Source organism: Nocardia speluncae NBRC 108251, assembly GCF_001613245.1.
Taxonomy (GTDB): Bacteria; Actinomycetota; Actinomycetes; order Mycobacteriales; family Mycobacteriaceae; genus Nocardia; species Nocardia speluncae.
On record NZ_BDBZ01000012.1, the window covers coordinates 179,410 to 204,627 of the forward strand.

Here is a 25,218-nt window from a genome sequence, read left to right on the forward strand (position 1 = left end):
GGCGCGCACCCACTCGGACCATAGGATAGAGACTCGTGACTCCAGCCGACCTTGCAGATCTCCTTCACGCCACGGCCGCGAAGGTACTCGCCGAACGTGGACTGGACCCCGCGGTCCTGCCCGACAAGGTCGATGTTGAGCGTCCACGTAATCCCGAACACGGTGACTACAGCACGAATGTGGCGATGCGCGTCGCCAAGAAGGCGGGTGCGAATCCGCGTGAGCTGGCGGGCTGGCTGGCCGAAGCGCTCGGCGATACATCGGCTGTGGCGAGCGCGGAAGTGGCCGGTCCGGGCTTCCTGAACATCCGGCTGGCAGCATCCGCGCAGGGTGTGATCCTGCAACAGGTATTGACCGCCGGTGTGAGTTACGGCACTGCCGGCGCCCTGGCCGGTACCAAGATCAATCTCGAGTTCGTCTCCGCGAACCCGACCGGTCCCGTGCATCTGGGTGGTACACGCTGGGCGGCCGTCGGCGACGCATTGGGTCGAATTCTCGCCGCGCAGGGCGCCGAGGTCACCCGCGAGTACTACTTCAACGATCACGGCGCGCAGATCACCCGGTTCGCCGAATCGCTGGTCGCCGCCGCTACCGGTGCGCCCACGCCGGAGAACGGGTATGCGGGCGTCTATATCGCCGAAATCGCCGACCAGATCATTTCTGCGCATCCAGGCGTGCTCGACCTCGACCCCGAGCGCCGTATCGAGCTGTTCCGCGCCGAGGGGGTGGAGCTCATGTTCGCCCATATCAAGAAGACGCTGCACGAATTCGGCACCGATTTCGATGTGTATTTCAACGAGAGTTCGCTGTTCGCCTCGGGGGCGGTGGAGCGCGCGGTGGAAACGCTGAAGAACTCCGGCGACCTGTACTCGAAGGACGGCGCCTGGTGGATCAAGAGCTCCGAATACGGTGACGATCAGGACCGGGTGGTCATCAAGAGCGACGGCCATGCCGCCTATATCGCCGGCGATATCGCGTACTTGCAGGACAAGCGGTCACGTGGATTCGACCTGTGCATCTATATGCTCGGCGCCGACCATCACGGGTATATCGGCCGGTTGAAGGCCGCCGCCGCGGCGTTCGGCGACGACCCCGACAGTGTCGAGGTGCTCATCGGGCAGATGGTGAACCTGCTGCGCGACGGTGTCGCGGTGCGGATGAGTAAACGCGCCGGCACCGTGGTCACCCTGGACGATCTGGTGGAGGCCATCGGCGTGGACGCCGCCCGCTATTCGCTGGTGCGCAGTTCGGTGAACTCGGGTATCGATATCGACCTGGACCTGTGGACGAAACAGGACAGCATCAACCCGGTCTACTACGTGCAGTACGCGCACGCCCGCGCCGCGTCGATCGCCCGTAATGCCGCCGAGTTCGAATACGACAAGGTGGCACCGGATTTCGCGCTGCTGAATTCCGATCTCGAAGGTGCGCTCATTCGGACTCTCGGCGAGTTCCCCCGGGTGGTGGCCAGCGCGGCCACCCTGCGGGAACCGCATCGCATTGCCCGCTACCTGGAGGAATTGGCCGGCGCCTACCATCCGTTCCAGTCCAACAAGGCCCTGCGGGTGCTGCCGATGGGCGACGAACCCGTGAGCCCGGTCAACGCCGCCCGGCTCGTCCTGGCCAACGCCACCCGGCAGGTGCTCGCCAACGGGCTGGCCCTGCTGGGCGTCACTGCACCGGAGCGGATGTGAACACCACCCACCATCGCAACGACCGACTGTTCCGGCAGTGGGTGAGGAAGGGAGACCGATGAGTGTCCATCCGGCCGGACCTCGGCACGCCGATATCCCGCACGCGCCGAATCTGCCGCAGCGCCCGGCGGATCCGCGCGAGATGATCGATCTGCCCGAGAATGTGTGGCCGCGCGGCGCCACCCGCGACACCGACGATGTCGTGCGCCTCGGCGGCATACCCGTCACCGAACTCGCCACGCAGTTCGGCACCCCGCTGTTCGTGGTGGACGAGGACGATTTCCGGTCCCGTTGCCGCGATATGGTGCGCGCCTTCGGTGCGGAGTCGCGAGTTCATTACGCCTCCAAGGCTTTTCTGTGCGGCGAGGTGGCGCGATGGGTCCGCGACGAAGGATTGTCGCTGGACGTGGCTTCCGGTGGTGAACTGGCGGTCGCGCTGAACGCCGGTTTCCCCGCCGCACGTATCGCGGTGCACGGCAACAACAAATCCGTCCCCGAACTCGAGGCCGCCGTCGCGGCGGGGGTCGGCCATGTAGTGGTCGATTCGCTGTTCGAGATCGACCGGCTGGAAGCCGTCGCCGGCGCGGCGGGGGTGGTGCAGAATGTGCTGGTCCGCGTCACCGTCGGGGTCGAGGCACATACCCACGAATACATTTCCACCGCCCACGAGGACCAGAAATTCGGTTTCTCTATTTCCGGCGGTGACGCCATGGAGGCGTTGGCCCGGGTTTTCGAAGCCGACAACCTGCGCCTGGTCGGCCTGCACAGCCACATCGGCTCGCAGATCTTCGAAATCGACGGTTTCGAAATCGCGGCGCACCGGATGCTCGGGCTGCTTCGTGAAGCCGTCGACAAATTCGGTGTCGAACGCACCGCGCAGATATCGCTGCTGGACCTCGGTGGTGGGCTCGGGATTTCCTACCTGCCCTCCGATGCTCCGCCGCCGCTGGACACTTTCGCCGATAAACTACGTGTCCTGGTGGCGCGGGAGGCCGAACTGGCCGGGTTGCCTGTCCCGCGGATCGCGGTCGAACCGGGCCGGGCGATCGCCGGACCGGGCACGGTGACCCTGTACGAGATCGGCACCATCAAGGATGTATCCCTGGACGGTGGCCTGCGCCGCCGCTACGTCAGCGTAGACGGCGGGATGAGCGATAACATCCGGCCCGCGCTGTACCAGGCCGATTACCACTGCCAGCTCGTCTCGCGGGGTTCGCAGGCCGAGCCGGTGGTCGCCCGCATCGTCGGAAAGCACTGCGAGAGCGGCGATATCATTATCCGTGACACCTGGCTCCCCGCCGATGCCGGGCCCGGCGACCTCGTTGCCGTGGCCGGAACGGGCGCCTACTGCTATTCCATGTCGAGCCGGTACAACATGCTGACCAGACCCGCTGTCGTCGCCGTCGCAGACGGTACGGCGCGGCTGATCCTGCGCCGGGAAACGATCGACGATCTGCTCGGTCTGGAGGTCTGATGGACGCGACGAAAGGGATGAATATGCCCGAGGTGAGCGTGCCCGCGGTGAACGATGTCGTACCGGGCCAGTGGGGTCCGGATCGGCCCATCGGGGTCGCGGTACTGGGTATGGGCAATGTGGGCAGCGAGGTCGTGCGGATTCTGCGCGAGCACGCCGAGGATCTGCAAGCCAGGGTCGGCGCACCGGTGACCCTGCGCGGGGTCGCGGTGCGCAACCTCGACCGGGACCGCGGCCTGCCCGCCGAACTGCTGACCACGGATGCCGAGGGCCTGGTCGCCAGGCCCGATGTGGACGTGGTGGTCGAGGTCATCGGCGGTATCGACCCGGCGCGAGCGCTCATCCTGGCCGCGCTCAACGCCGGTAAATCCGTGGTCACCGCCAACAAGGCGCTGCTGGCCGATTACACCGGGGAGCTGGCGGCCGCGGCCGAACGCAGCCGCGCCGATCTCTACTTCGAGGCCGCGGTGGCCGGGGCGATCCCGGTGGTGCGGCCGCTGATCCAGTCGCTGTCCGGTGACAGGGTCAATCGGGTGGTCGGCATCGTCAACGGCACCACCAACTTCATTCTGTCGGCGATGGACGAAACCGGCGCGGATTACGGCGAGACCCTCGCCGAAGCCACCCGGCTCGGTTACGCCGAAGCGGATCCGACCGCCGATGTCGAGGGCTACGACGCTGCCGCCAAGGCCGCCATCCTCGCCTCCCTCGCCTTCCATACCCGGGTGACGGCCGCCGATGTTTTCCGGCAGGGCATCTCGACGATCACGTCCGAGGATCTGGAAACCGCCTCCGCGGTGAACTGCGCTGTGAAACTGCTCGCGATCTGCGAGCGGGTTCCGGCGGGTCCGGGGGAGCCGGGGCCGGCCGAGGGCGGTAAGGAACGGGTCTCGGTGCGGGTGTATCCGGCGCTGATACCGCGCAAGCATCCGCTGGCCACGGTCAGCGGGGCGTTCAACGCGGTGGTCGTGGAGGCAGAGAATGCCGGCCGGTTGATGTTCTACGGCCAGGGCGCCGGCGGTGCACCCACCGCCTCTGCGGTTCTGGGTGATCTGGTGATGGCCGCGCGTAACAAATTCTTCGGCGGCCGCGCTCCCGGTGAATCGGTGTACGCGGCGCTGCCGATCGCGCCGATGGGCGATACACCCACCCGCTACCACGTGAATCTGAAAGTCGAGGACCGTCCCGGTGTGCTGGCCCGGGTGGCGGGTAAATTCGCCGAGCACGGGGTCAGTATTTCCACCGTCCGGCAGGAAGGGCACGATGACCGGGCACGGCTCGTCGTCGTCACCCACCTGGCGACGGAGTCGGCGCTGGCCGAAACCGTGGCCGCCCTCGCGGGTATGGAATCTGTCACATCTGTCACCAGCGTTCTGAGATTGGAAGGCACCGAAGAATGACAACAGCATCGCGCAGCGGTTCGGTGAGCGGCGCCGGCCGGGCGGCGGGCGGGCCTTCCGGCGTGGCCCCGCAGACCGGCGTGCACTCCCGCTGGCCCGGGCTGATCGCTGCCTACCGGGATCGGCTCGCGGGTGCGGCCGATTGGGAGCCGGTCACCCTGTTCGAGGGTGGTACGCCGCTGGTGCCCGCCCCGTATCTGTCCGAACTCACCGGGTGCGAGGTATACCTCAAGGTCGAGGGCGTCAACCCGACCGGTTCGTTCAAGGACCGGGGCATGACCATGGCGATGACCGATGCCAAATACCGGGGTCAGCAGGCGGTGCTGTGTGCTTCCACCGGCAACACCTCGGCCTCGGCCGCCGCCTACGCGACCCGCGCCGGGATGACCTGCGCGGTGCTCATCCCGCAGGGCAAGATCGCCATGGGCAAACTCGCCCAGGCCGTGATGCTCGGCGCCAAGGTGATCCAGGTCGAGGGCAATTTCGACGACTGCCTGGAGCTGGCCCGTAAGGTCACCTCGGATTTCCCGTCGATCGGGCTGGTCAACTCGGTGAATCCGGCACGGATCGAGGGCCAGAAAACCGCCTCGTTCGAAATCTGCGATGTGCTCGGCACCGCTCCCGATGTGCATGCGCTGCCGGTGGGTAACGCCGGCAATATCACCGCCTACTGGCGCGGCTACCGCGAATATCACGCCGACGGTGTGACGGGTTCGCTGCCGCGAATGCTGGGTGTCCAGGCCGCCGGTGCGGCGCCGCTGGTCAACGGTGCTCCGGTCAAGGAACCGGAAACCATCGCGACCGCGATCCGGATCGGCGCACCCGCCTCGTGGAACGGTGCGGTCGCGGCCAAGGAGGAGTCCGGGGGCGCGTTCCGCGCGGCCACCGACGACGAGATTCTGGAGGCATACCGGCTGGTCGCGGCGAAGGAAGGCGTATTCGTAGAACCGGCCTCCGCGGCAAGTGTGGCCGGAGTGCTGGCCGCCCGCGCCGAGGGCTGGCTCGAGCCGGGGCTGAAGGTGGTCTGCACGGTCACCGGTAACGGTCTCAAGGATCCCGATACCGCGCTGCTCGGTATGCCCGAAGTCCAGGCCATCCCGGTCGACCCGGTGGCTGTCGCCACCCGACTCGAGCTGGCCTGATCTTGGATACGCGCGAGAGCCGGCTCACCGCTCCCACCCTGCCGGCCGGGCTCACCGTCACGGTCCGGGTCCCCGCGTCCAGCGCGAATCTCGGTCCCGGTTTCGATTCGCTCGGGATGGCGCTGGGTATCCACGACGAGATCGAGGTGCGCAGTACCGATTCCGGGCTGGATATCCGGGTCGAGGGCGAGGGCGCCGACGAGGTGCCTTGGGGGCCACAACATCTGGTGGTCCGGGCCATCGAACGCGGGCTGGAAGCGGCCGGGGTCTGGGCCGACGGCCTGGAGGTGCTGTGCCGGAACGCGATTCCGCACTCCCGCGGGCTGGGTTCCTCAGCGGCGGCCGTCGTCGGGGGTATCGCCGCGGGCTGTGCACTGGCCGCCGAATTCGACCCCGCCCTGGCCGTCGACGCCGACCGGATGGTGCAGCTCGCCGCCGAATTCGAGGGACATCCCGATAATGCGGCGGCCAGCGTGCTCGGCGGTATCATCGTTTCCTGGACCGAAACCGGGCCGGGCCCCGAGGCCATCGGTGATATCGCTGCGCCGCAGCGGATCTACCGTGCAGTACGCCTCGACGGGCACGCCGGCCTGCGACCGGTCGTTCTGGTCCCTGACGAGCGCTCGTCCACTGCGCAGACCCGGGGCCTGCTGCCCGAGCTGATCCCGCACCGCGACGCCGCGTTCAACGTGAGCCGGGCCGCGCTGGCGGTGGTCGCGCTCACCCAGCGTCCCGATCTGCTGCTCCCGGCCACCGCGGACCGGTTGCACCAAATCCAGCGCGCACCCGCCCTGCCGCTCACAACCGCCTGGATCGACCGCTTGCGGGCCGCCGGAATCGCGGCTACCGTTTCGGGCGCCGGCCCCACGGTGCTCGCACTCGGGACCAGCGGTTTTCCCGACGAACTGCGTGCGCGTGCCGCGGCGGACGGCCTGCGGGTGGTCGAGCCGGGCCTCGCGGAAGGCGTCCGGATCGCCTGACGGGCGCGTCCGCCTTGCCGAGGTTCGTAGTTGCCCGCTATCCTGGGCAAGTCCGTACATCGCGCGCATCAGACGCCGGTGCTTCATCAGGGCAATCGCTCCAGCAGGCTCCAGGCTCGAGCCTCCATGCCATGGGGGTGCCGCGCAGCCTCTGAACTGGAATGATCTCTTCCACCATTTTTCAGCGGTGGCGAAGCACTCGGTCCCGGAGGGGCAGGCGATGCGGCTACAAATCCGAGTCCGGCAGCGAGATCGGGCTACGGAACGAAACCCTCGACACAGCACACGGCCGTCGAGGGAAGGAAAGGATCTCCGTGACAGATACGGACCTGCTCGCGACACCCGGGGTGGAATCCGACTCCGTACCCTCGGGCAACCGCGAAAGTGACTCCGGACAGATTTCGAAGATGAGCGAGAACACCGACATCGGATCGGGGCTGACTGGAATGTTGTTGCCGCAGTTGCGCGCACTGGCAGGGGAACTCGGAATTCGGGGCACCTCTGGTATGCGCAAGGGTGATCTCATCGCTGCTATCAAGGAAAATCAGGCAGGCAGACCCGCCGCCGCGGAGCGCAACTCCCGCGCGAAGGCTGCCAAGGAACGTAAGTCCGCGGAGCCCGCGGCCGTCACCACGGCTCCGGCCGAGACGCCCGCGCAGGCTGCGCCCGATCGCGCCTCCACCGGCGCCGATAACGCGTCCGGTGATGCCAAGGGCGCCGAGAAGCAGGCCGTCACCAACGGTGCGGCGACTGCCAACGGCACCGCGGAGGCCGGAAAGGCCGACGCTTCGAAGGCCGGCTCCGGAGGCGCCGCCTCGGGGGATACCAAAGCCGACGCGAAGCCCGAGACCAAACCCGCCGATACCGAGGACACGGGCCGGGATTCCGGCCAGCGTGGCCGCGGCCGGCAGCGTCGCGGTCGTGATCAGCAGGGCAAGAACTCCGGCGATTCCGGCGAGGCGCGTACCGACGACGCCAAGTCCGACGGCGGCAAGCCCGAGTCCAAACAGGACAGCAAGGACTCCGACCAGGGCGACCGCCGGCGTGACCGGAACCAGGGTGGTCAGCAGAACCAGGGCGATCAGCGTGGCTCCGGCGATCAGCGTGGCTCCGGTGGTAATCGTGGCGGCGACAGTAATCGTGGCGGCGACGACGAAGAAGGCGGCCGCGGCCGCCGGGGTCGCCGGTTCCGTGAGCGCCGCCGCGGCCGCGACCGCGAGGGCGGCGGCGAGGCCCGCGAGCCCGAGATCCGGGAAGACGACGTTCTGCAGCCGGTCGCCGGCATCCTCGATGTCCTGGACAACTACGCGTTCGTGCGTACCTCCGGCTACCTGGCCGGGCCGAACGATGTCTACGTCTCGATGAACCTCGTCCGCAAGAACGGCCTGCGCCGCGGTGACGCGATCACCGGTGCGGTGCGTGCCCCGCGTGAGGGCGAACAGGCCAATCAGCGGCAGAAGTTCGATCCGCTGGTGCGCCTGGACACGGTCAACGGCGCCGAGGTGGATTCGGCGAAACGGCGGCCCGATTTCAACAAGCTCACCCCGCTGTACCCCAATCAGCGGCTGCGCCTGGAAACCACGCCGAACAAGCTGACCACCCGGGTCATCGACCTGATCATGCCGATCGGTAAGGGGCAGCGTGCCCTGATCGTGTCGCCGCCGAAGGCGGGTAAGACCACGATCATGCAGGACATCGCCAACGCGATCGCGATCAACAACCCCGAGTGCTATCTCATGGTTGTGCTGGTCGACGAACGTCCTGAAGAGGTCACCGATATGCAGCGTTCGGTGAAGGGTGAGGTCATCGCCTCCACCTTCGACCGGCCGCCGTTGGATCACACCTCGGTCGCCGAACTGGCCATCGAACGGGCCAAGCGCCTGGTCGAAATGGGTAAGGATGTGGTGGTCCTGCTCGACTCGATCACCCGCCTGGGCCGTGCGTACAACAACTCCTCGCCGGCCTCCGGACGCATCCTGTCCGGTGGTGTCGATTCCACCGCGCTGTACCCGCCGAAGCGGTTCCTCGGCGCGGCGCGCAATATCGAGAACGGCGGCTCGCTGACGATCATCGCCACCGCCATGGTGGAGACCGGTTCGACAGGCGACACGGTGATCTTCGAGGAGTTCAAGGGCACCGGTAACGCCGAGCTCAAACTCGACCGCAAGATCGCCGAGCGGCGCGTGTTCCCCGCGGTGGACGTCAACCCGTCCGGTACGCGTAAGGACGAGCTGCTGCTCAACGTCGACGAGGCCGCGGTCCTGCACAAGCTGCGCCGTGTCCTGTCCGGCCTGGATTCGCATCAGGCCATCGATCTGCTGATCGACCGGTTGAAGAAGAGCAAGAACAACCTGGAATTCCTGATGCAGGTCTCCAAGACTGCTCCGGGAGCCCTGGACGAGTAAGCAGCGTTTCCGGCGCGCGGAGTCCGGTCTTCTCGGCTCACGCCAGGACGGGCCGAACTCTTCGAGGGCCTCGCTGAACAGGCACCGTGGGCCGACCTTCGACAAGGTCGGCCCACGGGTCGTTTCGCGGGGTGCGCAAGCGTCGGCCTGCGGAACAAATGCCCGGGGAGGCGCGTTTCAGCAGGCATCGGTGGTTCTGGCATAATCGACTGCCGTGCGTCTGCGAATCGCGCAGACTCCCGCCTTAGTCGGTTCCGGTTCACGTTCGGCGAAATATGCGAACGACCCGGCGACCAATATCGAGAGGACATCCATGAAGGCAGGAATCCACCCGGCCTACGGCGACACCACTGTCGTCTGCGGTTGCGGTAATACGTTCCAGACCCGCTCCACCAAGGAATCCGGGCACATCACCGTCGAGGTCTGCTCGCAGTGCCACCCGTTCTACACCGGCAAGCAGAAGATCCTGGACACCGGTGGTCGTGTGGCCCGCTTCGAGGCCCGCTACGGCAAGCGCGCGAAGAAAGCCGACGCCGACGCCAAGTAGCTTTCCCACCAGCGCCCGGTCCTGCCCTTTCGCAGGCCGGGCGCTGTGTTTATTTGCGGCGCCTGCGGCGCCGCGGGTTTCAGGGCCTCGCTGAACTAGGCATCACCTTTGGGCACGTCGGTTCGGTGAATGTCGAAATCCCGAAGCTTTGCTGTGCCCCGTCGGAATCAGTTGCGTGGTAGGAGACCTGTATGGCCGAGAAGACCGCACCGTCGGCGATCGACGATGTGCTGGCCGAGCATGCCGGGCTGGAGTCCCAGCTGGCGGATCCCGCCCTGCACAACGACCCGGGAGCGGCCCGGCGGGTGGGGAAGCGATTCGCCGAACTCGCGCCGGTGATGACCACGTACAAGAAACTCGCCGCCACCCGCGATGATCTGGAGGCGGCGCGGGAACTGGCCGCCGATGATCCGGCGTTCGCGGCGGAGGTGCCCGGGCTGGAGGAACAGCTCGAGGAGCTGGAGAACCAGCTCGCCGATCTGCTGGCGCCGCGCGATCCGCACGACGGTGACGACGTGGTGCTGGAGGTGAAATCCGGTGAGGGCGGCGAGGAATCGGCGCTGTTCGCCGCCGACCTCGCCCGCATGTACATCCGCTATGCCGAACGCCGCGGCTGGAAGGTGGAGGTCCTCGACGCGGCGTTCTCCGATCTGGGCGGCTACAAAGAAGCGACGCTGTCGATCAAGAGCCGCGATGCCGCACGCGACGGGGTGTGGTCGCGGTTCAAATTCGAGGGCGGAGTGCACCGGGTTCAGCGGGTCCCGGTGACCGAATCGCAGGGCCGGGTGCACACGTCGGCGGCCGGAGTGTTCATCTATCCCGAGCCCGACGAGGTGGAAGAGGTGCAGATCGACGAGAACGATCTGCGTATCGACGTCTATCGCTCGTCCGGTAAAGGCGGCCAGGGCGTGAACACCACCGATTCGGCGGTCCGTATCACCCACCTGCCTACCGGGATTGTCGTCACCTGCCAGAACGAACGTTCCCAGCTCCAGAACAAGGCCCGCGCCATGCAGGTTCTGGGCGCCCGGCTCCAGGCCCTGGCCGAAGAGCAGGCCGAGCAGGAAGCAGCCGAGGGCCGCGCGAGTCAGATCCGCACCGTCGATCGTTCGGAGCGGATCCGCACCTACAACTTCCCGGAGAACCGCATCGCCGACCACCGCATCGGTTACAAGGCGCACAACCTCGATGCGGTGCTCAACGGCGATATGGACGCCCTCCTGGACGCCCTCGGCGCCGCCGATCGCAACGCCCGGATGGCAGCCGAATAGCTCACCCGAGCCCAGGAACGGCCGCCTGTGCGGGGCACTATATGGCTATACGGAGCCAGGGCCGTCGGCCCCGTCCGGTGCCCCGGCCGATCGAGTCGGCTCGTTCGGCTTTCGCCGCCGGCGTGCCTGCCGGTCGCGTTGCAGCGACAGCGAACGGTCCGCCGGATCGACTCGGGAGCCGTTGCCGAATGGGCTTATCGCGCGGAGGCGCGCAAAATAACACCGTGACCCGTGTGCAGTTGCGCCCCGTGCTCGTCGAGGCGATCGAAACCCTCCGGACGGCCGGCGTGGCGAGCCCACGCGCCGACGCCGAAAATCTCGCTGCGCATGTGCTGGGGCTGGAACGCGGACGGTTGCTGCTTGCGCCGCTGATCGGTCCCGAACAGCTCGACACCTACCGGGCACTGGTCGCTCGCCGCGCCGAGCGCATACCGCTGCAGCATCTGACGGGGCAATCGTCCATGGGTGAGATCGATCTCGAGGTGGGGCCCGGGGTCTTCGTACCCCGGCCGGAAACAGAGTTGCTGTTCGCCTGGGCGCTGGCCCGGCTGGAGACGGTCCCCCATGATCACACTCCGATCGTGGTGGATCTGTGCACAGGCTCGGGCGCCCTGGCGCTGGCTATCGCACACGCCCGCCCGGACGCCGAAGTGCATGCGGTGGAGCTGGACCCGGGCGCCTTGCGCTGGGCCCGCCGTAACGCCGAGCTGCACAGCGCGGCTGGTGATACGCCGATCACCCTGCACCATGCCGATGTCACCGACCCCGGTTTGCTCACCGAGCTGGACGGCCGGGTGGATATCGTCGTCACCAATCCGCCCTATATCCCCGAAGGCGCGGAGTTGTCACCCGAGGTGGCGGAGCACGATCCGCACCGCGCACTGTTCGGTGGCCCCGACGGGCTGGATGTGATCCGCCCGATGGTGCCGCTCATCGGCCGGCTGTTGCGTCCGGGCGGCGGTGTGGCGATCGAGCACGACGACAGCAATGGTGGTGAACTGACCCGTCTGCTGGCGGCCGACGGCCGATTCGGGGAAGTCGCCGAACATCCCGACCTCGCCGGAAAACCGCGCTTCGTAGCTGCCGTATCGTCGGCGTCCCCTACGTGAGCCGACGGGCAACCGCCGGGACGGTTCATTTGTAAGTGACACACATGGTCCGGGCGCCGGCTGGCGCGGCAGATCGGCCTGTGCTTCCTGCATCCGGTCCGGGGTGCTTCCGGTTGCACCGCATCTTCTCGCCGGTGAACACCCTGGCGGTGTGGGGTCGAGGGGGCCGAAACCGGCGCCGCCGGGAGTGGCGCAATACGATTGTTGCCGTGAGTACCGTCTACGACTGCGCAGACCCCGATTCGCGTGCCGCCGGCCTGGCCGCGGCCACCAGTGCTCTGAGATCGGGGCGGTTGGTCGTGGTGCCTACCGATACGGTTTACGGTCTCGCCGCCGACGCATTCGATTCGGCCGCCGTGGCTTCGCTACTGACGGCCAAGGGGCGGGGCCGCGATATGCCGGTGCCGGTGCTGGTCGGGTCGTGGAACACCATCGACGGCCTGGTCTTCTCGGTGCGGCCGCAGGCGCGCGATCTCATCCGGGCGTTCTGGCCGGGTGGTTTGAGCATCGTGGTGCAGCAGGCGCCGTCGCTGGCATGGGACCTGGGAGACGCGCGCGGCACCGTGATGCTGCGAATGCCGTTGCATCCGGTGGCTCTGGAGTTGTTGCAAGAGGTCGGGCCGTTGGCGGTGTCCAGCGCCAATACCTCCGGTCGTCCCGCGGCCGAGAACGTCACCCAGGCACGTGACCAGCTCGGCTCTCTGGTGGGCGTCTACCTCGATGGCGGCCCGGCACAGCACGCCACTGCCTCGACCATCGTGGACCTGACCGGCGACCAGCCACGCATATTGCGTGCGGGCGCGGTGGCCACCGAGGCCGTCGCCGAGGTACTCGCCACCACACCCGAGGCGTTGATCGGATCCGTCGCGCAGTGAGTGTCGCGAGCTGTGCGGAGGCGGTACCCGCGGTGACGGGGTGGTCGGCGCGATGACCGGGTCCGGTGCGGTTGTCCCGCTGCGCGAACTCCTGCTGGTTCTGATGATCTCGGCGGTGGTCACCTTCTTGGCCACCGGCGGGATCCGGACACTGGCCATCGGGTTCGGTGCGGTGGCCATTCCGCGTGACCGCGATGTGCATGTGAAGCCGATTCCCCGGATGGGTGGGGTCGGGATGTACATCGGAGTGGTGGCGGCCGTGTTGTTCGCCCATCAGCTGCCCGCGTTGCGCCGCGGTTTCGATTACCGTCCTGATATCGCGGCGGTGCTGGTGGCAGCGACGATCATCGTGGCGGTCGGGATCGTGGACGATCGCTGGGGCCTCGACGCGCTCACCAAATTCGCCGGTCAGGTCACTGCCGCGGGGGTGATGGCGGTGATGGGGCTGGGCTGGTATCTGATCTACGACCCGTTCAGCAATTCCACCGTCGTGCTCGACGGCCTGCAGGGCGGGCTGGTGACGGTCGCGGTGGCGGTGACGTTGATCAACGCCATGAACTTCGTGGACGGCCTGGACGGATTGGCCGCCGGGCTGGGTTTGATCGCCTCGGTGGCGGTCTTCGCGTTCGCGGTCGGCCTGCTCACCGAGCAGGGCGGGGCAGTGGACAGTTATCCACCCGCGCTGCTGGCGGCCGCGATGGCGGGCGCCTGCCTGGGTTTCCTGCCTCACAATTTCTCGCCGGCCCGGATATTCATGGGTGATTCGGGGTCCATGCTGATCGGATTGGTGCTGGCCGCCGTATCGACCAGCGCGTCCGGCCGGATCCCGCTACAGGGGTACGGGCCGCGCGATATCGTCGGCCTGCTCTCGCCGCTGCTGCTGGTCGGCGCGGTGATGTTCATCCCGGTACTGGATCTGCTGCTGGCGATCGTGCGCCGCGTGCGGGCCGGCGTCAGCTTCTCGACGCCGGACAAGATGCATCTGCATCACCGGCTGTTGCAGATCGGTCATTCGCAGCGCCGGGTGGTGCTGGTCATCTATTTATGGGTCGGCATCCTTGCTTTCGGTGCGGTGGGCACCTCGGTGATGGACCGGCGCGTGGTGGTGGTGCTGATGGCCGCGGCCTTCCTGTTCGCGCTGGTCGTGACCGCTGTTCCCGGGTTGTGGCGCCGGCAGGCGCGACGGGACGCGGCAGGGTCGGCTACAGGGTCCGGGTAGAGTGCGGACTGTGTCCACCAGCTCTGCCAGTCCCGGTAGCTCCTATCACCCCGATGCCCCGCTGCGGGCGGCACTGCGGTACGGACTGATCGCCTGGGTTGTTCTGACAATTTTCGCGGTTGTGGTGGCGACGCTCGCGTCCGGTGCCGAGGGCGCGTGGGGTGCGCTGCTCGGCGCCGCGATCGGTGGCGGTTTCATCCTGACTACGGCTGCTGTGGTGCTGTTCGGGGCCAAGCTCCCGCCCAACACGGCGGGCATGGTGATGCTGGCCAGCTGGGTCGGAAAACTGCTGGTCGCACTGATCGTTATCGCGATTCTCCAGCAATTCGAGTTCTACGATCGCATGGCTTTGTTCCTGACCGTCGTGGGCGCGTTGATCATTGTCTTGGGCGCTGAGACTTACGGCGTATTACGGCAGAAGGTTCCCTACGTCGACGCGCCCGATCAGGCTGTCGGCGACGATTCCGAAACGGCCTGACCGGCGTCAACGACAATCTGTCGTAGACAACATCGCCCCCGCTACACGTTGTCGTAGATCTCTTGGTAAAGTCTTGGTAAGCAAGCGTCTCAGTAAGGGGTGCCGACCAGGTACTACGAGCTGCCGCTATGCTACTGCCGTGCCGGGCTTGTACAGAGCTCGGTTCTGCATGTCGACGATGTCGCCGACACACGTACAGACGCCAGCGCGGATCTCCCGCTACAGCTGCTGACGAACTTCGAGCCGACCTCAGTCGACCACATTGATCGTCAATGTCCGATCGAACCGCGGGAGCGAAGACATCCCGCGGCCCGAACACGGGAGAGAACGCTGAGCGTCACCACCTTGGCCGCGGAGTTTCACGCGCCGTCGCTAACCGACTTCTTCCCTCCGGCGGTGCTGTTCGAGGGAACTCCCATCGAACTCGATCGGCTCATGCTGGTCCGGCTTCTGATGACCGCCGTGCTGGTCGCATTCCTGTTCCTGGCTTTCCGTAGCCCGCGCCTGGTGCCGAAGAAATTGCAGAGCATCGGCGAAATGGGGATGGTCTTCGTCAAGGAACAGATCTGCGACGACATCCTCGGCAAGGAAACCGGCCGCAAGTTCTTCCCGCTTATCGCGACTGTCTTCTTCACGGTTCTGTTCCTGAACTTCTCGGGTGTGATTCCCGGTCTGAACATCTCGTCGAACGCGCGTATCGGCATGCCGCTGGTACTGGCGGTGATCGCGTATGTCGCGTTCAACTACGTGGGCATCAAGAAGTACGGCTTCTTCACCTATATGCGCAGCAGCATCGTCGTTCCGAATGTTCCGCCGGCCATGCACGTCCTGCTCATTCCGATCGAGTTCATCTCGACCTTCATCCTGCGCCCGTTCACGCTGACCGTCCGACTCATGGCGAATATGCTCGCCGGTCACATCATGCTGGTGCTGTTCTTCAGCGCGACCCAGTTCTTCCTCTTCGACGCGGACAACTGGATGAAGATCTTCTCGCCCTTCTCGCTGCTGGGCGGACTTGCCTTCACCCTCTTCGAACTGCTGGTCATTGTTTTGCAGGCCTACGTGTTCGCGCTGTTGACCGCCGTGTACATCAGCCTGGCCCAGCACGCCGACGATCACTGACCGACCGGATCAACCGATAAGAACCTGCTGCACCGCGCCGACCGGCGGGTGAGCAACAGAAAGGGAATGGAAGACTCATGAGCCTCTCGTACTTGGCCCAGGAAGCTGCCACCAACGAATCCACGCTGAAGGGCCTCGGCGCTGTCGGCTACGGCCTGGCTGCGATCGGCCCGGGCATCGGCGTCGGTATCGTCGTCGGTAAGGCGATCGAGGGTACTGCCCGCCAGCCCGAGCTCGCCGGACAGCTCCGGACCACCATGTTCCTGGGTATCGCGTTCACCGAAGCCCTGGCACTGATCGGCCTCGTCGCCGGCTTCATCTTCTGATTCCGATGAACGAGTTCATTCTGCTCGCAGCGGAAGAGGGAGAGGATGTGAACCCTCTCCTCCCTGCGACGTACGACATCGTCTGGTCGGCGGTCTGCGTGGCGATTATCGCCTTCGTGGTCTACAAATACGCCGTTCCGCGCCTGATGAAGGTGCTGGACGAGCGCGCCGACAAGATCGAGGGTGGCATCGAACGGGCGGAGGCGGCACAGACCGAGGCCCAGGAGACGCTGCAGCAGTACCAGAAACAGCTGGCCGACGCCCGCCTGGAAGCCGCGAAGATCCGCGAAGACGCCCGCACTCAGGGCCAGCAGATCCTCGCCCAGATGAAGGTCGACGCTCAGGCCGAGAGCGACCGTATCGTCGCGGCCGGGCACACCCAGTTGGAAGCCCAGCGTCAGCAGATCCTGACCGAGCTGCGCGCCGAGGTCGGCCGCACCGCGGTGGACCTGGCCGAGAAGGTCATCGGGCAGTCGGTATCGGACGAGGCCAAGCAGGCCGCGACGATCGACCGATTCCTCGATGAGATCGACCGGTCGGATGCCGGTATCGGGGTCGGAAGGTAACGACGGAGGCGTGAGAACCATGTACGCAGCAAGCCGTGAGGCCAGCTCCCGGTCCAAGGAGGCTCTTCGGGCCGCGCTGACCGGAAGTAACGGTGTCGCGGCCACGACGGGGTCCGAACTGTTCGCCGTTGTCGACGTGCTGGACGACCAGCGTCCGCTGCGTGTGGCGCTCGCGGACGTGTCGGTGCCCGGTTCGGCCCGCGCCGAGCTGAGCGAGCGGGTCTTCGGGAGCCAGGTCAGCGCTGCTACGCAGGCGGTGCTGACCACCGCGGTGGCCGAGAATTGGTCCCGTGCCCGCGACCTGGTCGACACCCTGGTCCTGCTCGGGCAGCTGGCGCTGCTGGAGGCAGCGTCCGAACAGGGCCGGATGACCGCGGTCGAGGACGAGCTGTTCCGGCTCGGCCGGATCATCAACGACAACCCGGAGCTCGACCGGGCGCTGTCCGATCGTGCCGCCTCCCCGGCGGCCAAACGGGAACTGCTGGGGCGGCTGCTGTCCGGCAAGACCGAGACCATCACGCAGGCCCTGGCCGAACAGGTGGTGACTCGGCAGAGTTCCGGTATCGGTCCGGCCTTCGACGAACTGTCCGATCTGGCCGCGGCCCGGCGGCAGCAGATCGTCGCCCATGTGCGGTCGGCGATCGAGCTCACCGATCCCCAGCGGGAGCGGCTGGCCGGCGCGCTGGGCCGTATCTACGGCAAGGCCGTCACCGTGCACATCGAAGTCGATCCCGGGCTGTTGAGCGGGCTCGTCGTACGCATCGGTGACGATGTGATCGACGGTAGTGCGATCGGCCGACTGGAACGGCTGCGCCGCGCGCTGACTTAGCGGTACGCCACCGGGTAACCCCCGGCGCCCCGGCCGCACCACACCCCGACATTCCAGACCAGAGACCGAGAGCAGGAAGAACATGGCGGAGCTGACGATCTCCTCCGACGAGATCCGTAGCGCGATCGAAAGCTACACCCAGAGCTACACCCCGGAAACCTCCATCGAGGAAGTCGGTGTTGTCACCGATACCAGTGACGGCATCGCGCATATCAGCGGCCTGCCTTCGGCCATGGCCAACGAGCTGCTCGAATTCCCGGGTGGCGTGCTCGGTGTGGCGCTGAACCTCGAGGACCGCGAAATCGGTGCCGTCATCCTCGGCGAGTTCGCCGAGATCGAAGAGGGCCAGCAGGTGCGCCGCACCGGCGATGTGCTCTCGGTCCCGGTCGGCGATAACTTCCTCGGCCGCGTCGTGAACCCGCTCGGCCAGCCGATCGACGGTCTGGGCGAGATCGAGTCCAACGACCGGCGTGTGCTGGAACTGCAGGCCGCTTCCGTGCTGGAGCGGCAGCCGGTCGAGGAGCCGATGGCCACCGGCATGACCGCCATCGATGCGCTGACCGCTATCGGCCGGGGCCAGCGTCAGCTGATCATCGGCGACCGCAAGACCGGTAAGACCGCGGTCTGCATCGATACGATCCTGAACCAGAAGGCCAACTGGGAGTCGGGCGATCCGGACAAGCAGGTGCGCTGCATCTACGTGGCGATCGGCCAGAAGGGCTCCACCATCGCGGGCGTCAAATCCGCTCTCGAGGAGCACGGCGCGCTGGAGTACACCACCATCGTGGCGGCCCCGGCCTCCGATTCCGCGGGCTTCAAGTGGCTGGCCCCCTACACCGGTTCGGCCATCGGCCAGCACTGGATGTACGAGGGCAAGCACGTCCTGATCGTGTTCGACGATCTGACCAAGCAGGCCGAGGCCTACCGCGCGATCTCGCTGCTGCTGCGCCGCCCGCCGGGCCGCGAGGCGTACCCGGGTGACGTCTTCTACCTGCACTCGCGTCTGCTCGAGCGTTGCGCCAAGCTCTCCGACGAGATGGGCGGCGGTTCGATGACCGGCCTGCCGATCATCGAGACCAAGGCCAACGACATCTCGGCCTTCATCCCGACCAACGTCATCTCCATCACCGACGGTCAGGTCTTCCTCGAATCCGACCTGTTCAACAAGGGTGTCCGCCCGGCGATCAACGTCGGTACCTCGGTCTCCCGCGTCGGTGGCGCCGCGCAGACCAAGGGGATGAAGAAGGTCGCCGGTTCGCTGCGTCTGGAAATGGCCCAGTACCGAGAGCTGGAGGCGTTCTCCGCCTTCGCCTCCGACCTGGACGCCGCATCGCTGGCCCAGCTCGAGCGCGGTGCGCGCTGGGTCGAGCTACTCAAGCAGGATCAGTACTCGCCGATCGCGGTCGAGGACCAGATCGTCTCGATCTACCTGGTCGACGCCGGCTACTACGATTCGGTACCGGTAGCCGATATCCGCCGGTTCAACGTCGAACTGCTCGAGGACCTGCACGCCAATGCCGCCGATGCCTTCTCGAGCATCGCCGGTGGCAAGGTGCTCCAGGACGAGGCCGCCGAGCAGATCAAGACGGCCACCGACAAGTTCAAGCAGGGCTTTCTCGCGTCCGACGGCAGTCGCGTGGTGAACGAAGCCGAAGCCGGCGAACTGGCCCATGAAGAGGTCGAGTCGCTGTCGGTTACCCGCAAGCACGTCGAGAAGTAGACCGGGCGAACCATGCGCTGTTTTCCTGTAATGCCGCGAACGAAGGGAGTGTGAACCGCCGATGGCTACCTTGCGCGAGCTGCGCTCCCGTATTCGTGGAATCAACTCGATCAAGAAGATCACCAAGGCCCAGGAACTGATCGCGACCTCGCGTATCACCAAGGCCCAGGCTCGGGTGACGGCCGCCAAGCCGTACTCCGAGGAGATCACCAAGGCGGTCGCGGAGCTGGCCGGTGCGTCGAAGAATTTGACGCATCCGCTGCTCACCGAGCGCCCCGACCCCAAGCGTGCCGCGGTGCTGGTGATCACCAGCGACAGCGGCCAGTGCGGTGGTTACAACTCCAATGTGCTCAAACGGGCCGAGGAGCTGATGACCACTCTGCGCGAAGAGGGCAAGGAACCGGTGCTCTACGTCATGGGCAACAAGGGCCTGACGTACTACACCTTCCGTGACCGCCGGCCGGTTGCCTCATGGACCGGGTTCTCCCAGCAGCCGAACTACCCGGATGCCTCGGCGGCCTGTAACCATCTGGTCGACAGCTTCATGGCCGGGTCCGCGGGCGAGGTTCCGGCACCGGACGGTACCGGTTCGATCGCGGGCGTGGATGAACTCCATATCGTCTACACCCGGTTCGTGAGCATGTTGTCGCAGACGCCGGAGGTGCGCCGGATGGCGCCGATCCAGATCTCCTTCGTCGACGAGAGCTTCGACCTGGGTGCGGATATTTTGTCCGATTCACCCACGGCCGAGGTAAGCGCGCAGTACGAATTCGAGCCCGACGCCGATGTGCTGCTGGCGGCGCTGCTGCCCAAGTACATCAATACGCGGATCTACGCGTCGTTGCTCGACGCAGCGGCATCCGAGCACGCCGCTCGGCGCACCGCAATGAAGGCGGCCACCGACAACGCCAACGAATTGGCGAGTTCCCTGTCCCGGCAGGCCAACTCGTTGCGGCAGGCCAACATCACGCAGGAAATCAGCGAAATCGTCGGTGGCGTGAATGCCCTGGCGGCCAGCTCGGAACGCGACTGAGACGCAGGAAGAGAACCTAGAAATGACCGCAGCTGTTACTCGAGAAGACTCGAGCCGGACCGGCGCCGCCAGTGGCCGCGTGGTCCGCGTCATCGGCCCCGTCGTGGACGTCGAATTCCCGCGGGGCTCCATTCCAGAACTGTTCAACGCTCTCGCCGCCGATATCACCCTGAAGTCGGTGGCCAAGACGTTGACCCTCGAGGTCGCCCAGCACCTCGGTGACAACATCGTGCGCACCATCTCGATGCAGCCCACCGACGGCCTGGTCCGCGGCGCCGAGGTCCGTGATTCCGGCAAGCCGATCTCGGTGCCGGTCGGTGATGTCGTCAAGGGGCACGTGTTCAACGCGCTCGGCGACTGCCTCGACAGCCCCGGCCTCGGCCGCGACGGCGAGCAGTGGGGGATCCACCGCAAGCCGCCGAGCTTCGACCAGCTCGAAGGCAAGACCGAAATCCTCGAGACCGGTGTGAAGGTCCTCGACCTGCTGACCCCGTACGTGAAGGGCGGCAAGATCGGTCTGTTCGGTGGTGCCGGTGTCGGCAAGACCGTCCTGATCCAGGAGATGATCACCCGTATCGCACGGGAGTTCTCCGGTACGTCGGTGTTCGCCGGTGTCGGTGAGCGCACCCGTGAGGGCACCGATCTACACCTGGAAATGGAAGAGATGGGTGTCCTCCAGGACACCGCCCTCGTCTTCGGTCAGATGGACGAGCCGCCGGGCACCCGTATGCGTGTCGCCCTGTCGGCGCTGACCATGGCGGAGTACTTCCGTGATGTGAAGCACCAGGACGTGCTGCTGTTCGTCGACAACATCTTCCGGTTCACCCAGGCCGGTTCCGAGGTTTCGACCCTGTTGGGGCGTATGCCCTCCGCTGTCGGTTACCAGCCCACGCTGGCCGACGAGATGGGTGAACTGCAGGAGCGCATCACCTCGACCCGTGGTCGTTCGATCACCTCGCTGCAGGCGATCTACGTCCCCGCCGACGACTACACCGACCCGGCGCCGGCGACCACATTCGCCCACCTGGATGCGACTACCGAGCTCTCTCGCCCGATTTCGCAGAAAGGTATCTACCCGGCCGTCGACCCGCTGACCTCGACCTCTCGTATTCTCGAGGCTTCGATCGTCGGCGATCGGCACTTCGCGGTGGCCAACGAGGTCAAGCGGATCCTGCAGAAGTACAAAGAACTGCAGGACATCATCGCGATCCTCGGCATGGACGAGCTCTCCGAAGAGGACAAGGTCCTCGTCGGCCGGGCCCGCCGGCTGGAGAAGTTCCTCGGCCAGAACTTCATCGTGGCCGAGAAGTTCACCGGTCAGCCCGGTTCGGTCGTTCCGCTGGAGCAGACCATCGACGATTTCGATCGGGTCTGCAAGGGCGAATTCGACCACTTCCCGGAGCAGGCGTTCAACAGCTGTGGCGGTCTCGACGATGTCGAGGCGGCCGCGAAGAAGATCGCCGGAAAGTAGTCCTTCATGGCGGAAATGTCAGTTGATCTCGTCGCGGTCGAGCGGCGGCTCTGGTCGGGCCGGGCGAACTTCGTGAGCGCCCAGACCACCGAGGGCCAGATCGGCATCATGCCCGGTCACGAGCCCCTACTGGGGCAGTTGGTCGAGGGCGGCACGGTGACCATCGTCGATACCGACGGCAACCGGGTCGTGGCGGCGGTGCACGGTGGTTTCTTCTCGGTTACGGCGGATACCGTGCGTGTGCTGGCCGAGACCGCCGAGTTCTCTACGGAGGTCGATATCGACGCGGCACGTAAGGTGCTGTCCGAAGGTTCGGCTGCGCCGGAGGACCAGCTGGCCGCGCAGGCCCGGGTTCGCGCTGTCGAACAGGCTACGGCTTCCTGACCTCCGGTAAGCCGGACAACGGAATATTTCGGCTCCGGCCGGTGACGGGCAACCGTCACCGGCCGGAGCCGATTCTCGTCCGGGCCCGCCGATATCGCGTGGGCGGTGTCACCCGGTCCCACCTGGATCGATGACATCGCATTTTCCGAGACATCCGCGTGCCGTTTGTAAACTGGTTCGTGGTTGAATGACGTCGGGCGCATCGGCCGAGCCGAGCCGGCGATCGCCTCGGATGAACGAAGGGATGTGCGGCATTGCAGACCGGGATGGTGATTGCGATCATTCTGGTTGTAGTGCTGGTCGCATTGGCCCTTCTTTCCACATATCGCCTGGTTATGCTGCGTCGTGGAGGGACGGCTGCCATCCTGCGGGTACTCCCGGCGCGAGCCGGGGAACGCTGGCGGCACGGAGTCATCCGATACGACGAGGATCATCTCGTCTTCTACAAACTCACCAGCCTCAAGCTCGGTGCGGATTCGGTGATCCGGCGACGCGGTATCGAGATCGGCGATCGCCGCGGTCCGCAGGGTGACGAGTACGACATCATGACCGACGCGATCTCGGTGATCGGTGTCGCGGACCGCAACGGCGATTACGAACTGGCGTTGGATCGCCCCGCGCTGACCGCGTTTCTGTCGTGGGTCGAGTCACGACCTTCCGAACGCGCCCGCCGTCTTCGCGGCCACTGACCACCCCGGTTGGGCGAAGCCCGTGTCCGGCGGCACATAGACGCAGCATCGGTAACCCGGTCCGGGACGCGGTGAGCGTTTATGGTGGGTCCTGTGAGCGTGCATCTGACGCGGATCTACACCCGAACCGGCGATGACGGGACCACCGGTCTCAGCGACTTCTCCCGAGTCGCCAAGACCGATCCCCGCTTGGTCGCCTACGCCGATTGCGACGAGGCCAATGCCGCACTGGGTGTGGCGATCGCTCTCGGTGCGCCCAGCGCATCGCTGGTCGCGGTGTTGCGCCGTATCCAGAACGACCTGTTCGACGCCGGCGCCGATCTGTCGACGCCGCTGGTGCCGGACCCGAAGTATCCGCCGTTGCGCATCACCGAGGCGTATATCGAACGCCTGGAATCGTGGTGTGACGAGTTCAATGCCGAACTGGCACCGCTGCATTCGTTCATCCTGCCCGGCGGTACACCGCTGGGGGCATTACTGCACACGGCCCGCACGGTCACCCGGCGAGCCGAACGTTCGGCGTGGGCGGCGGTACAGGCCCATCCCGACGATACGAACGTCCTGCCCGCGAAGTACCTCAATCGGCTGTCGGACCTGCTGTTCATCCTCAGCCGGTACACGAACCCGGAGGGGGATGTGCTCTGGCAGCCCGGCGGCGGGCGCGCGGATACCGAACCGGCCGAATCCGCCGGGCGTAACGAGCCGGGAGCGGATTCCGGTACCTCGTCGGGGTCCGGTAGCCCGTCGGGACACTGAGGCGTACCGGTTCCGTCCAGCGGTGGTCGTGTCGGAAGGCTGTCAGGTCGAGCCCGGCGTCCGCCCCCTGGCGCAATCGTGCGACCGGCACACCAGCGCGCACGTCTGCGCTCTATCCTTGCACCCACTGGTGCGCCGAATACTCGGAGAGGCGGCATGGAACGGTTTTTGGTAACTGGCGGCAACCGGCTGGTCGGTGAGGTCTCGGTCGGAGGCGCCAAGAACAGCGTCCTGAAACTGATGGCCGCGGCTCTGCTCACCGAAGGCACCACCACCATCACGAACTGCCCGGACATTCTGGACGTTCCCTTGATGGCGGAGGTCCTGCGCGGTTTGGGCTGCGATGTCACGATCGCCGGCGATGTCGTCAACATCGATACTCCCGCTGAGCCCAAATATCACGCCGATTTCCCGGCGGTGACCCAGTTCCGTGCGTCGGTCTGTGTCCTGGGTCCGCTCATGGCGCGGTGTAGACGAGCAGTGGTCGCATTACCCGGTGGTGACGCGATCGGATCCCGCCCCCTCGATATGCACCAAGCAGGTCTGCGTTTGCTCGGTGCGACGAGCGAGATCGAGCACGGATGCGTCGTGGCCCGCGCCGACGAACTGCAGGGCGCACGTATCCGGCTCGACTTCCCGTCGGTCGGTGCGACCGAGAACATCTTGATGGCGGCGGTGCTCGCGCAGGGGGAGACGGTGATCGACAACGCCGCGCGCGAACCCGACATCGTCGACCTGTGCACGATGCTCACTCAGATGGGTGCGCATATCCGAGGTGCCGGCACCTCGGTCCTGACCATCGAGGGCGTGAAGCGGCTCTCGCCCACGACGCACCGGGTGATCGGCGACCGCATCGTTGCCGCGACCTGGGGTATCGCGGCGGCCATGACCATGGGCGATGTCCGGGTCACCGGAGTCAATCCGCAGCATCTCGCGCTGGTCCTGGACAAGCTGCGCTCGGCGGGCGCGCGTATTTCGTTCGAACAGGACGGTTTCCGGGTGGTTCAGGCAGACCGTCCCCGCGCGGTGAACTTCTCGACTCTGCCTTTTCCCGGTTTCCCCACGGACCTGCAACCGATGGCCATCGGTCTGGCAGCGATCGCCGACGGCACATCGATGATTACGGAGAACGTGTTCGAGGCACGGTTTCGGTTCGTCGAGGAGATGATCCGCCTGGGTTCCGACGCCCGTACCGATGGGCATCATGCGGTGGTTCGTGGGATTCCGCGGCTGTCGAGTGCGCCGGTGTGGTCGTCCGATATCCGCGCCGGCGCCGGGCTGGTTCTGGCCGGGCTGGTCGCCGACGGGGTCACCGAAGTCCACGACGTATTCCACATCGATCGCGGATATCCGGCCTTCGTGGAAAAGCTGCAGGCGCTCGGGGCAGCCGTGGAACGGGTGGGTTCGGTGGTATGAGGGTTTCCAGGCCGAAACAGTGCACGCAGGTATTAACCGAATGTTGCGATTTACCCACTGTGACCAGGCGATTTGACATCGAATTCGTTGCCGCGTAACTTTATCCAAGTCAGAGCGACACGGACACCGACCAGGGGCCCGGAGCGAGGCGGAAACGCCGAGCCGGAGGGACCAGGGACAACGAGGTTGTACGAGGAGCGCCTGACAATCACACTGGTTCGACCGAAACCCCCGATTTGCAATCAGGGAAACGGATGAGCTAAGCTTGAGAAGTTGCCTCACAGATCGAACGGCTTAAAAGCCGCGAGAAAG

At 66.0% G+C, this 25,218-nt stretch carries 23 protein-coding genes; all 23 read left to right on the top strand.

Translation table 11 applies throughout. From position 1 onward, the window contains the following. Nucleotides 1-35 precede the first annotated feature (35 nt). The 23 genes from argS to murA all read left to right on the top strand — a co-directional run bounded on the left by argS (nucleotide 36) and on the right by murA (nucleotide 24,906). Nucleotides 36-1,694 carry an arginine--tRNA ligase gene (argS, locus tag NS6_RS14085; protein WP_068041530.1) on the top strand — a complete coding sequence of 553 codons (1,659 nt, stop codon included), beginning with the start codon at nucleotides 36-38 and terminating at the stop codon, nucleotides 1,692-1,694. A 58-nt stretch (nucleotides 1,695-1,752) separates the two neighbouring features. Continuing rightward, nucleotides 1,753-3,168 carry a diaminopimelate decarboxylase gene (lysA, locus tag NS6_RS14090; RefSeq protein ID WP_068041533.1) on the top strand — a complete coding sequence of 472 codons (1,416 nt, stop codon included), beginning with the start codon at nucleotides 1,753-1,755 and terminating at the stop codon, nucleotides 3,166-3,168. 23 nt (nucleotides 3,169-3,191) lie between these two features. Continuing rightward, nucleotides 3,192-4,568 carry a homoserine dehydrogenase gene (locus NS6_RS14095; protein ID WP_068041690.1) on the top strand — a complete coding sequence of 459 codons (1,377 nt, stop codon included), beginning with the start codon at nucleotides 3,192-3,194 and terminating at the stop codon, nucleotides 4,566-4,568. Nucleotides 4,569-4,648: 80 nt separating this feature from the next. Then, complete coding sequence (thrC, locus tag NS6_RS14100) at nucleotides 4,649-5,710, top strand: threonine synthase (protein WP_068041692.1); 1,062 nt, start codon at nucleotides 4,649-4,651, stop codon at nucleotides 5,708-5,710. 2 nt (nucleotides 5,711-5,712) lie between these two features. Continuing rightward, the gene (thrB, locus tag NS6_RS14105; protein WP_068041534.1) at nucleotides 5,713-6,690 is read left to right on the top strand and encodes a homoserine kinase; all 978 of its coding nucleotides are present in this window, start codon (nucleotides 5,713-5,715) and stop codon (nucleotides 6,688-6,690) included. Nucleotides 6,691-7,004: 314 nt separating this feature from the next. Beyond that, nucleotides 7,005-9,095, top strand: coding sequence for a transcription termination factor Rho (rho, locus tag NS6_RS14110; RefSeq protein ID WP_068041539.1), 2,091 nt, complete (start codon nucleotides 7,005-7,007; stop codon nucleotides 9,093-9,095). Nucleotides 9,096-9,408: 313 nt separating this feature from the next. Then, complete coding sequence (gene rpmE, locus NS6_RS14115; RefSeq protein ID WP_068041697.1) at nucleotides 9,409-9,642, top strand: 50S ribosomal protein L31; 234 nt, start codon at nucleotides 9,409-9,411, stop codon at nucleotides 9,640-9,642. A 191-nt stretch (nucleotides 9,643-9,833) separates the two neighbouring features. Continuing rightward, the gene (gene prfA, locus NS6_RS14120) at nucleotides 9,834-10,913 is read left to right on the top strand and encodes a peptide chain release factor 1 (protein WP_068041541.1); all 1,080 of its coding nucleotides are present in this window, start codon (nucleotides 9,834-9,836) and stop codon (nucleotides 10,911-10,913) included. 224 nt (nucleotides 10,914-11,137) lie between these two features. Then, nucleotides 11,138-12,022 (top strand): peptide chain release factor N(5)-glutamine methyltransferase, encoded by an 885-nt coding sequence (gene prmC / locus NS6_RS14125; protein ID WP_174552594.1) that lies wholly within the window; start codon nucleotides 11,138-11,140, stop codon nucleotides 12,020-12,022. Nucleotides 12,023-12,231: 209 nt separating this feature from the next. Next, nucleotides 12,232-12,897, top strand: coding sequence for an L-threonylcarbamoyladenylate synthase (locus NS6_RS14130; protein ID WP_068041547.1), 666 nt, complete (start codon nucleotides 12,232-12,234; stop codon nucleotides 12,895-12,897). 52 nt (nucleotides 12,898-12,949) lie between these two features. After that, nucleotides 12,950-14,116, top strand: a complete 1,167-nt coding sequence (locus tag NS6_RS14135) for a glycosyltransferase family 4 protein (RefSeq protein WP_068041550.1) — start codon at nucleotides 12,950-12,952, stop codon at nucleotides 14,114-14,116. 10 nt (nucleotides 14,117-14,126) lie between these two features. Further along, nucleotides 14,127-14,594 carry a Cg1360 family ATP-synthase-associated protein gene (locus tag NS6_RS14140; protein ID WP_068041699.1) on the top strand — a complete coding sequence of 156 codons (468 nt, stop codon included), beginning with the start codon at nucleotides 14,127-14,129 and terminating at the stop codon, nucleotides 14,592-14,594. 345 nt (nucleotides 14,595-14,939) lie between these two features. Beyond that, entirely contained in the window at nucleotides 14,940-15,716 is a 777-nt protein-coding gene (atpB, locus tag NS6_RS14145; RefSeq protein ID WP_084471047.1) for a F0F1 ATP synthase subunit A, read from the top strand. 77 nt (nucleotides 15,717-15,793) lie between these two features. Further along, complete coding sequence (locus NS6_RS14150; RefSeq protein ID WP_068041553.1) at nucleotides 15,794-16,042, top strand: ATP synthase F0 subunit C; 249 nt, start codon at nucleotides 15,794-15,796, stop codon at nucleotides 16,040-16,042. A 5-nt stretch (nucleotides 16,043-16,047) separates the two neighbouring features. After that, complete coding sequence (locus NS6_RS14155) at nucleotides 16,048-16,608, top strand: F0F1 ATP synthase subunit B (protein ID WP_068041555.1); 561 nt, start codon at nucleotides 16,048-16,050, stop codon at nucleotides 16,606-16,608. A 19-nt stretch (nucleotides 16,609-16,627) separates the two neighbouring features. Next, nucleotides 16,628-17,437, top strand: a complete 810-nt coding sequence (locus NS6_RS14160; protein WP_068041558.1) for a F0F1 ATP synthase subunit delta — start codon at nucleotides 16,628-16,630, stop codon at nucleotides 17,435-17,437. Between the two features lie 82 nt (nucleotides 17,438-17,519). Then, complete coding sequence (atpA, locus tag NS6_RS14165; protein ID WP_068041561.1) at nucleotides 17,520-19,157, top strand: F0F1 ATP synthase subunit alpha; 1,638 nt, start codon at nucleotides 17,520-17,522, stop codon at nucleotides 19,155-19,157. Nucleotides 19,158-19,218: 61 nt separating this feature from the next. Further along, the gene (locus NS6_RS14170; protein ID WP_068041563.1) at nucleotides 19,219-20,190 is read left to right on the top strand and encodes a F0F1 ATP synthase subunit gamma; all 972 of its coding nucleotides are present in this window, start codon (nucleotides 19,219-19,221) and stop codon (nucleotides 20,188-20,190) included. Between the two features lie 22 nt (nucleotides 20,191-20,212). Continuing rightward, nucleotides 20,213-21,661, top strand: coding sequence for a F0F1 ATP synthase subunit beta (atpD, locus tag NS6_RS14175; RefSeq protein ID WP_068041566.1), 1,449 nt, complete (start codon nucleotides 20,213-20,215; stop codon nucleotides 21,659-21,661). A 6-nt stretch (nucleotides 21,662-21,667) separates the two neighbouring features. Next, complete coding sequence (locus NS6_RS14180; protein WP_068041569.1) at nucleotides 21,668-22,045, top strand: F0F1 ATP synthase subunit epsilon; 378 nt, start codon at nucleotides 21,668-21,670, stop codon at nucleotides 22,043-22,045. A gap of 266 nt (nucleotides 22,046-22,311) precedes the next feature. Further along, a complete protein-coding gene (locus NS6_RS14185) occupies nucleotides 22,312-22,734 on the top strand; it encodes a DUF2550 domain-containing protein (RefSeq protein WP_068041571.1) in 423 nt (140 codons plus the stop codon). A 93-nt stretch (nucleotides 22,735-22,827) separates the two neighbouring features. Beyond that, nucleotides 22,828-23,490, top strand: a complete 663-nt coding sequence (locus tag NS6_RS14190; RefSeq protein WP_084471048.1) for a cob(I)yrinic acid a,c-diamide adenosyltransferase — start codon at nucleotides 22,828-22,830, stop codon at nucleotides 23,488-23,490. Between the two features lie 156 nt (nucleotides 23,491-23,646). Continuing rightward, nucleotides 23,647-24,906 carry a UDP-N-acetylglucosamine 1-carboxyvinyltransferase gene (gene murA, locus NS6_RS14195; protein ID WP_068041574.1) on the top strand — a complete coding sequence of 420 codons (1,260 nt, stop codon included), beginning with the start codon at nucleotides 23,647-23,649 and terminating at the stop codon, nucleotides 24,904-24,906. Nucleotides 24,907-25,218: the final 312 nt, after the last annotated feature.

What these genes read in the sequence shown, in the direction of transcription:
- lysA (WP_068041533.1), top strand. Translation starts at nt 1,753, where the DNA reads ATGAGTGTCCATCCGGCCGGACCTCGGCACGCCGATATCCCGCACGCG.
- NS6_RS14095 (WP_068041690.1), top strand. Translation starts at nt 3,192, where the DNA reads ATGCCCGAGGTGAGCGTGCCCGCGGTGAACGATGTCGTACCGGGCCAG.
- rpmE (WP_068041697.1), top strand. Translation starts at nt 9,409, where the DNA reads ATGAAGGCAGGAATCCACCCGGCCTACGGCGACACCACTGTCGTCTGC.
- prfA (WP_068041541.1), top strand. Translation starts at nt 9,834, where the DNA reads ATGGCCGAGAAGACCGCACCGTCGGCGATCGACGATGTGCTGGCCGAG.
- NS6_RS14135 (WP_068041550.1), top strand. Translation starts at nt 12,950, where the DNA reads ATGACCGGGTCCGGTGCGGTTGTCCCGCTGCGCGAACTCCTGCTGGTT.
- NS6_RS14150 (WP_068041553.1), top strand. Translation starts at nt 15,794, where the DNA reads ATGAGCCTCTCGTACTTGGCCCAGGAAGCTGCCACCAACGAATCCACG.
- NS6_RS14155 (WP_068041555.1), top strand. Translation starts at nt 16,048, where the DNA reads ATGAACGAGTTCATTCTGCTCGCAGCGGAAGAGGGAGAGGATGTGAAC.
- NS6_RS14160 (WP_068041558.1), top strand. Translation starts at nt 16,628, where the DNA reads ATGTACGCAGCAAGCCGTGAGGCCAGCTCCCGGTCCAAGGAGGCTCTT.
- atpA (WP_068041561.1), top strand. Translation starts at nt 17,520, where the DNA reads ATGGCGGAGCTGACGATCTCCTCCGACGAGATCCGTAGCGCGATCGAA.
- NS6_RS14170 (WP_068041563.1), top strand. Translation starts at nt 19,219, where the DNA reads ATGGCTACCTTGCGCGAGCTGCGCTCCCGTATTCGTGGAATCAACTCG.
- atpD (WP_068041566.1), top strand. Translation starts at nt 20,213, where the DNA reads ATGACCGCAGCTGTTACTCGAGAAGACTCGAGCCGGACCGGCGCCGCC.
- NS6_RS14180 (WP_068041569.1), top strand. Translation starts at nt 21,668, where the DNA reads ATGGCGGAAATGTCAGTTGATCTCGTCGCGGTCGAGCGGCGGCTCTGG.
- NS6_RS14185 (WP_068041571.1), top strand. Translation starts at nt 22,312, where the DNA reads ATGGTGATTGCGATCATTCTGGTTGTAGTGCTGGTCGCATTGGCCCTT.
- murA (WP_068041574.1), top strand. Translation starts at nt 23,647, where the DNA reads ATGGAACGGTTTTTGGTAACTGGCGGCAACCGGCTGGTCGGTGAGGTC.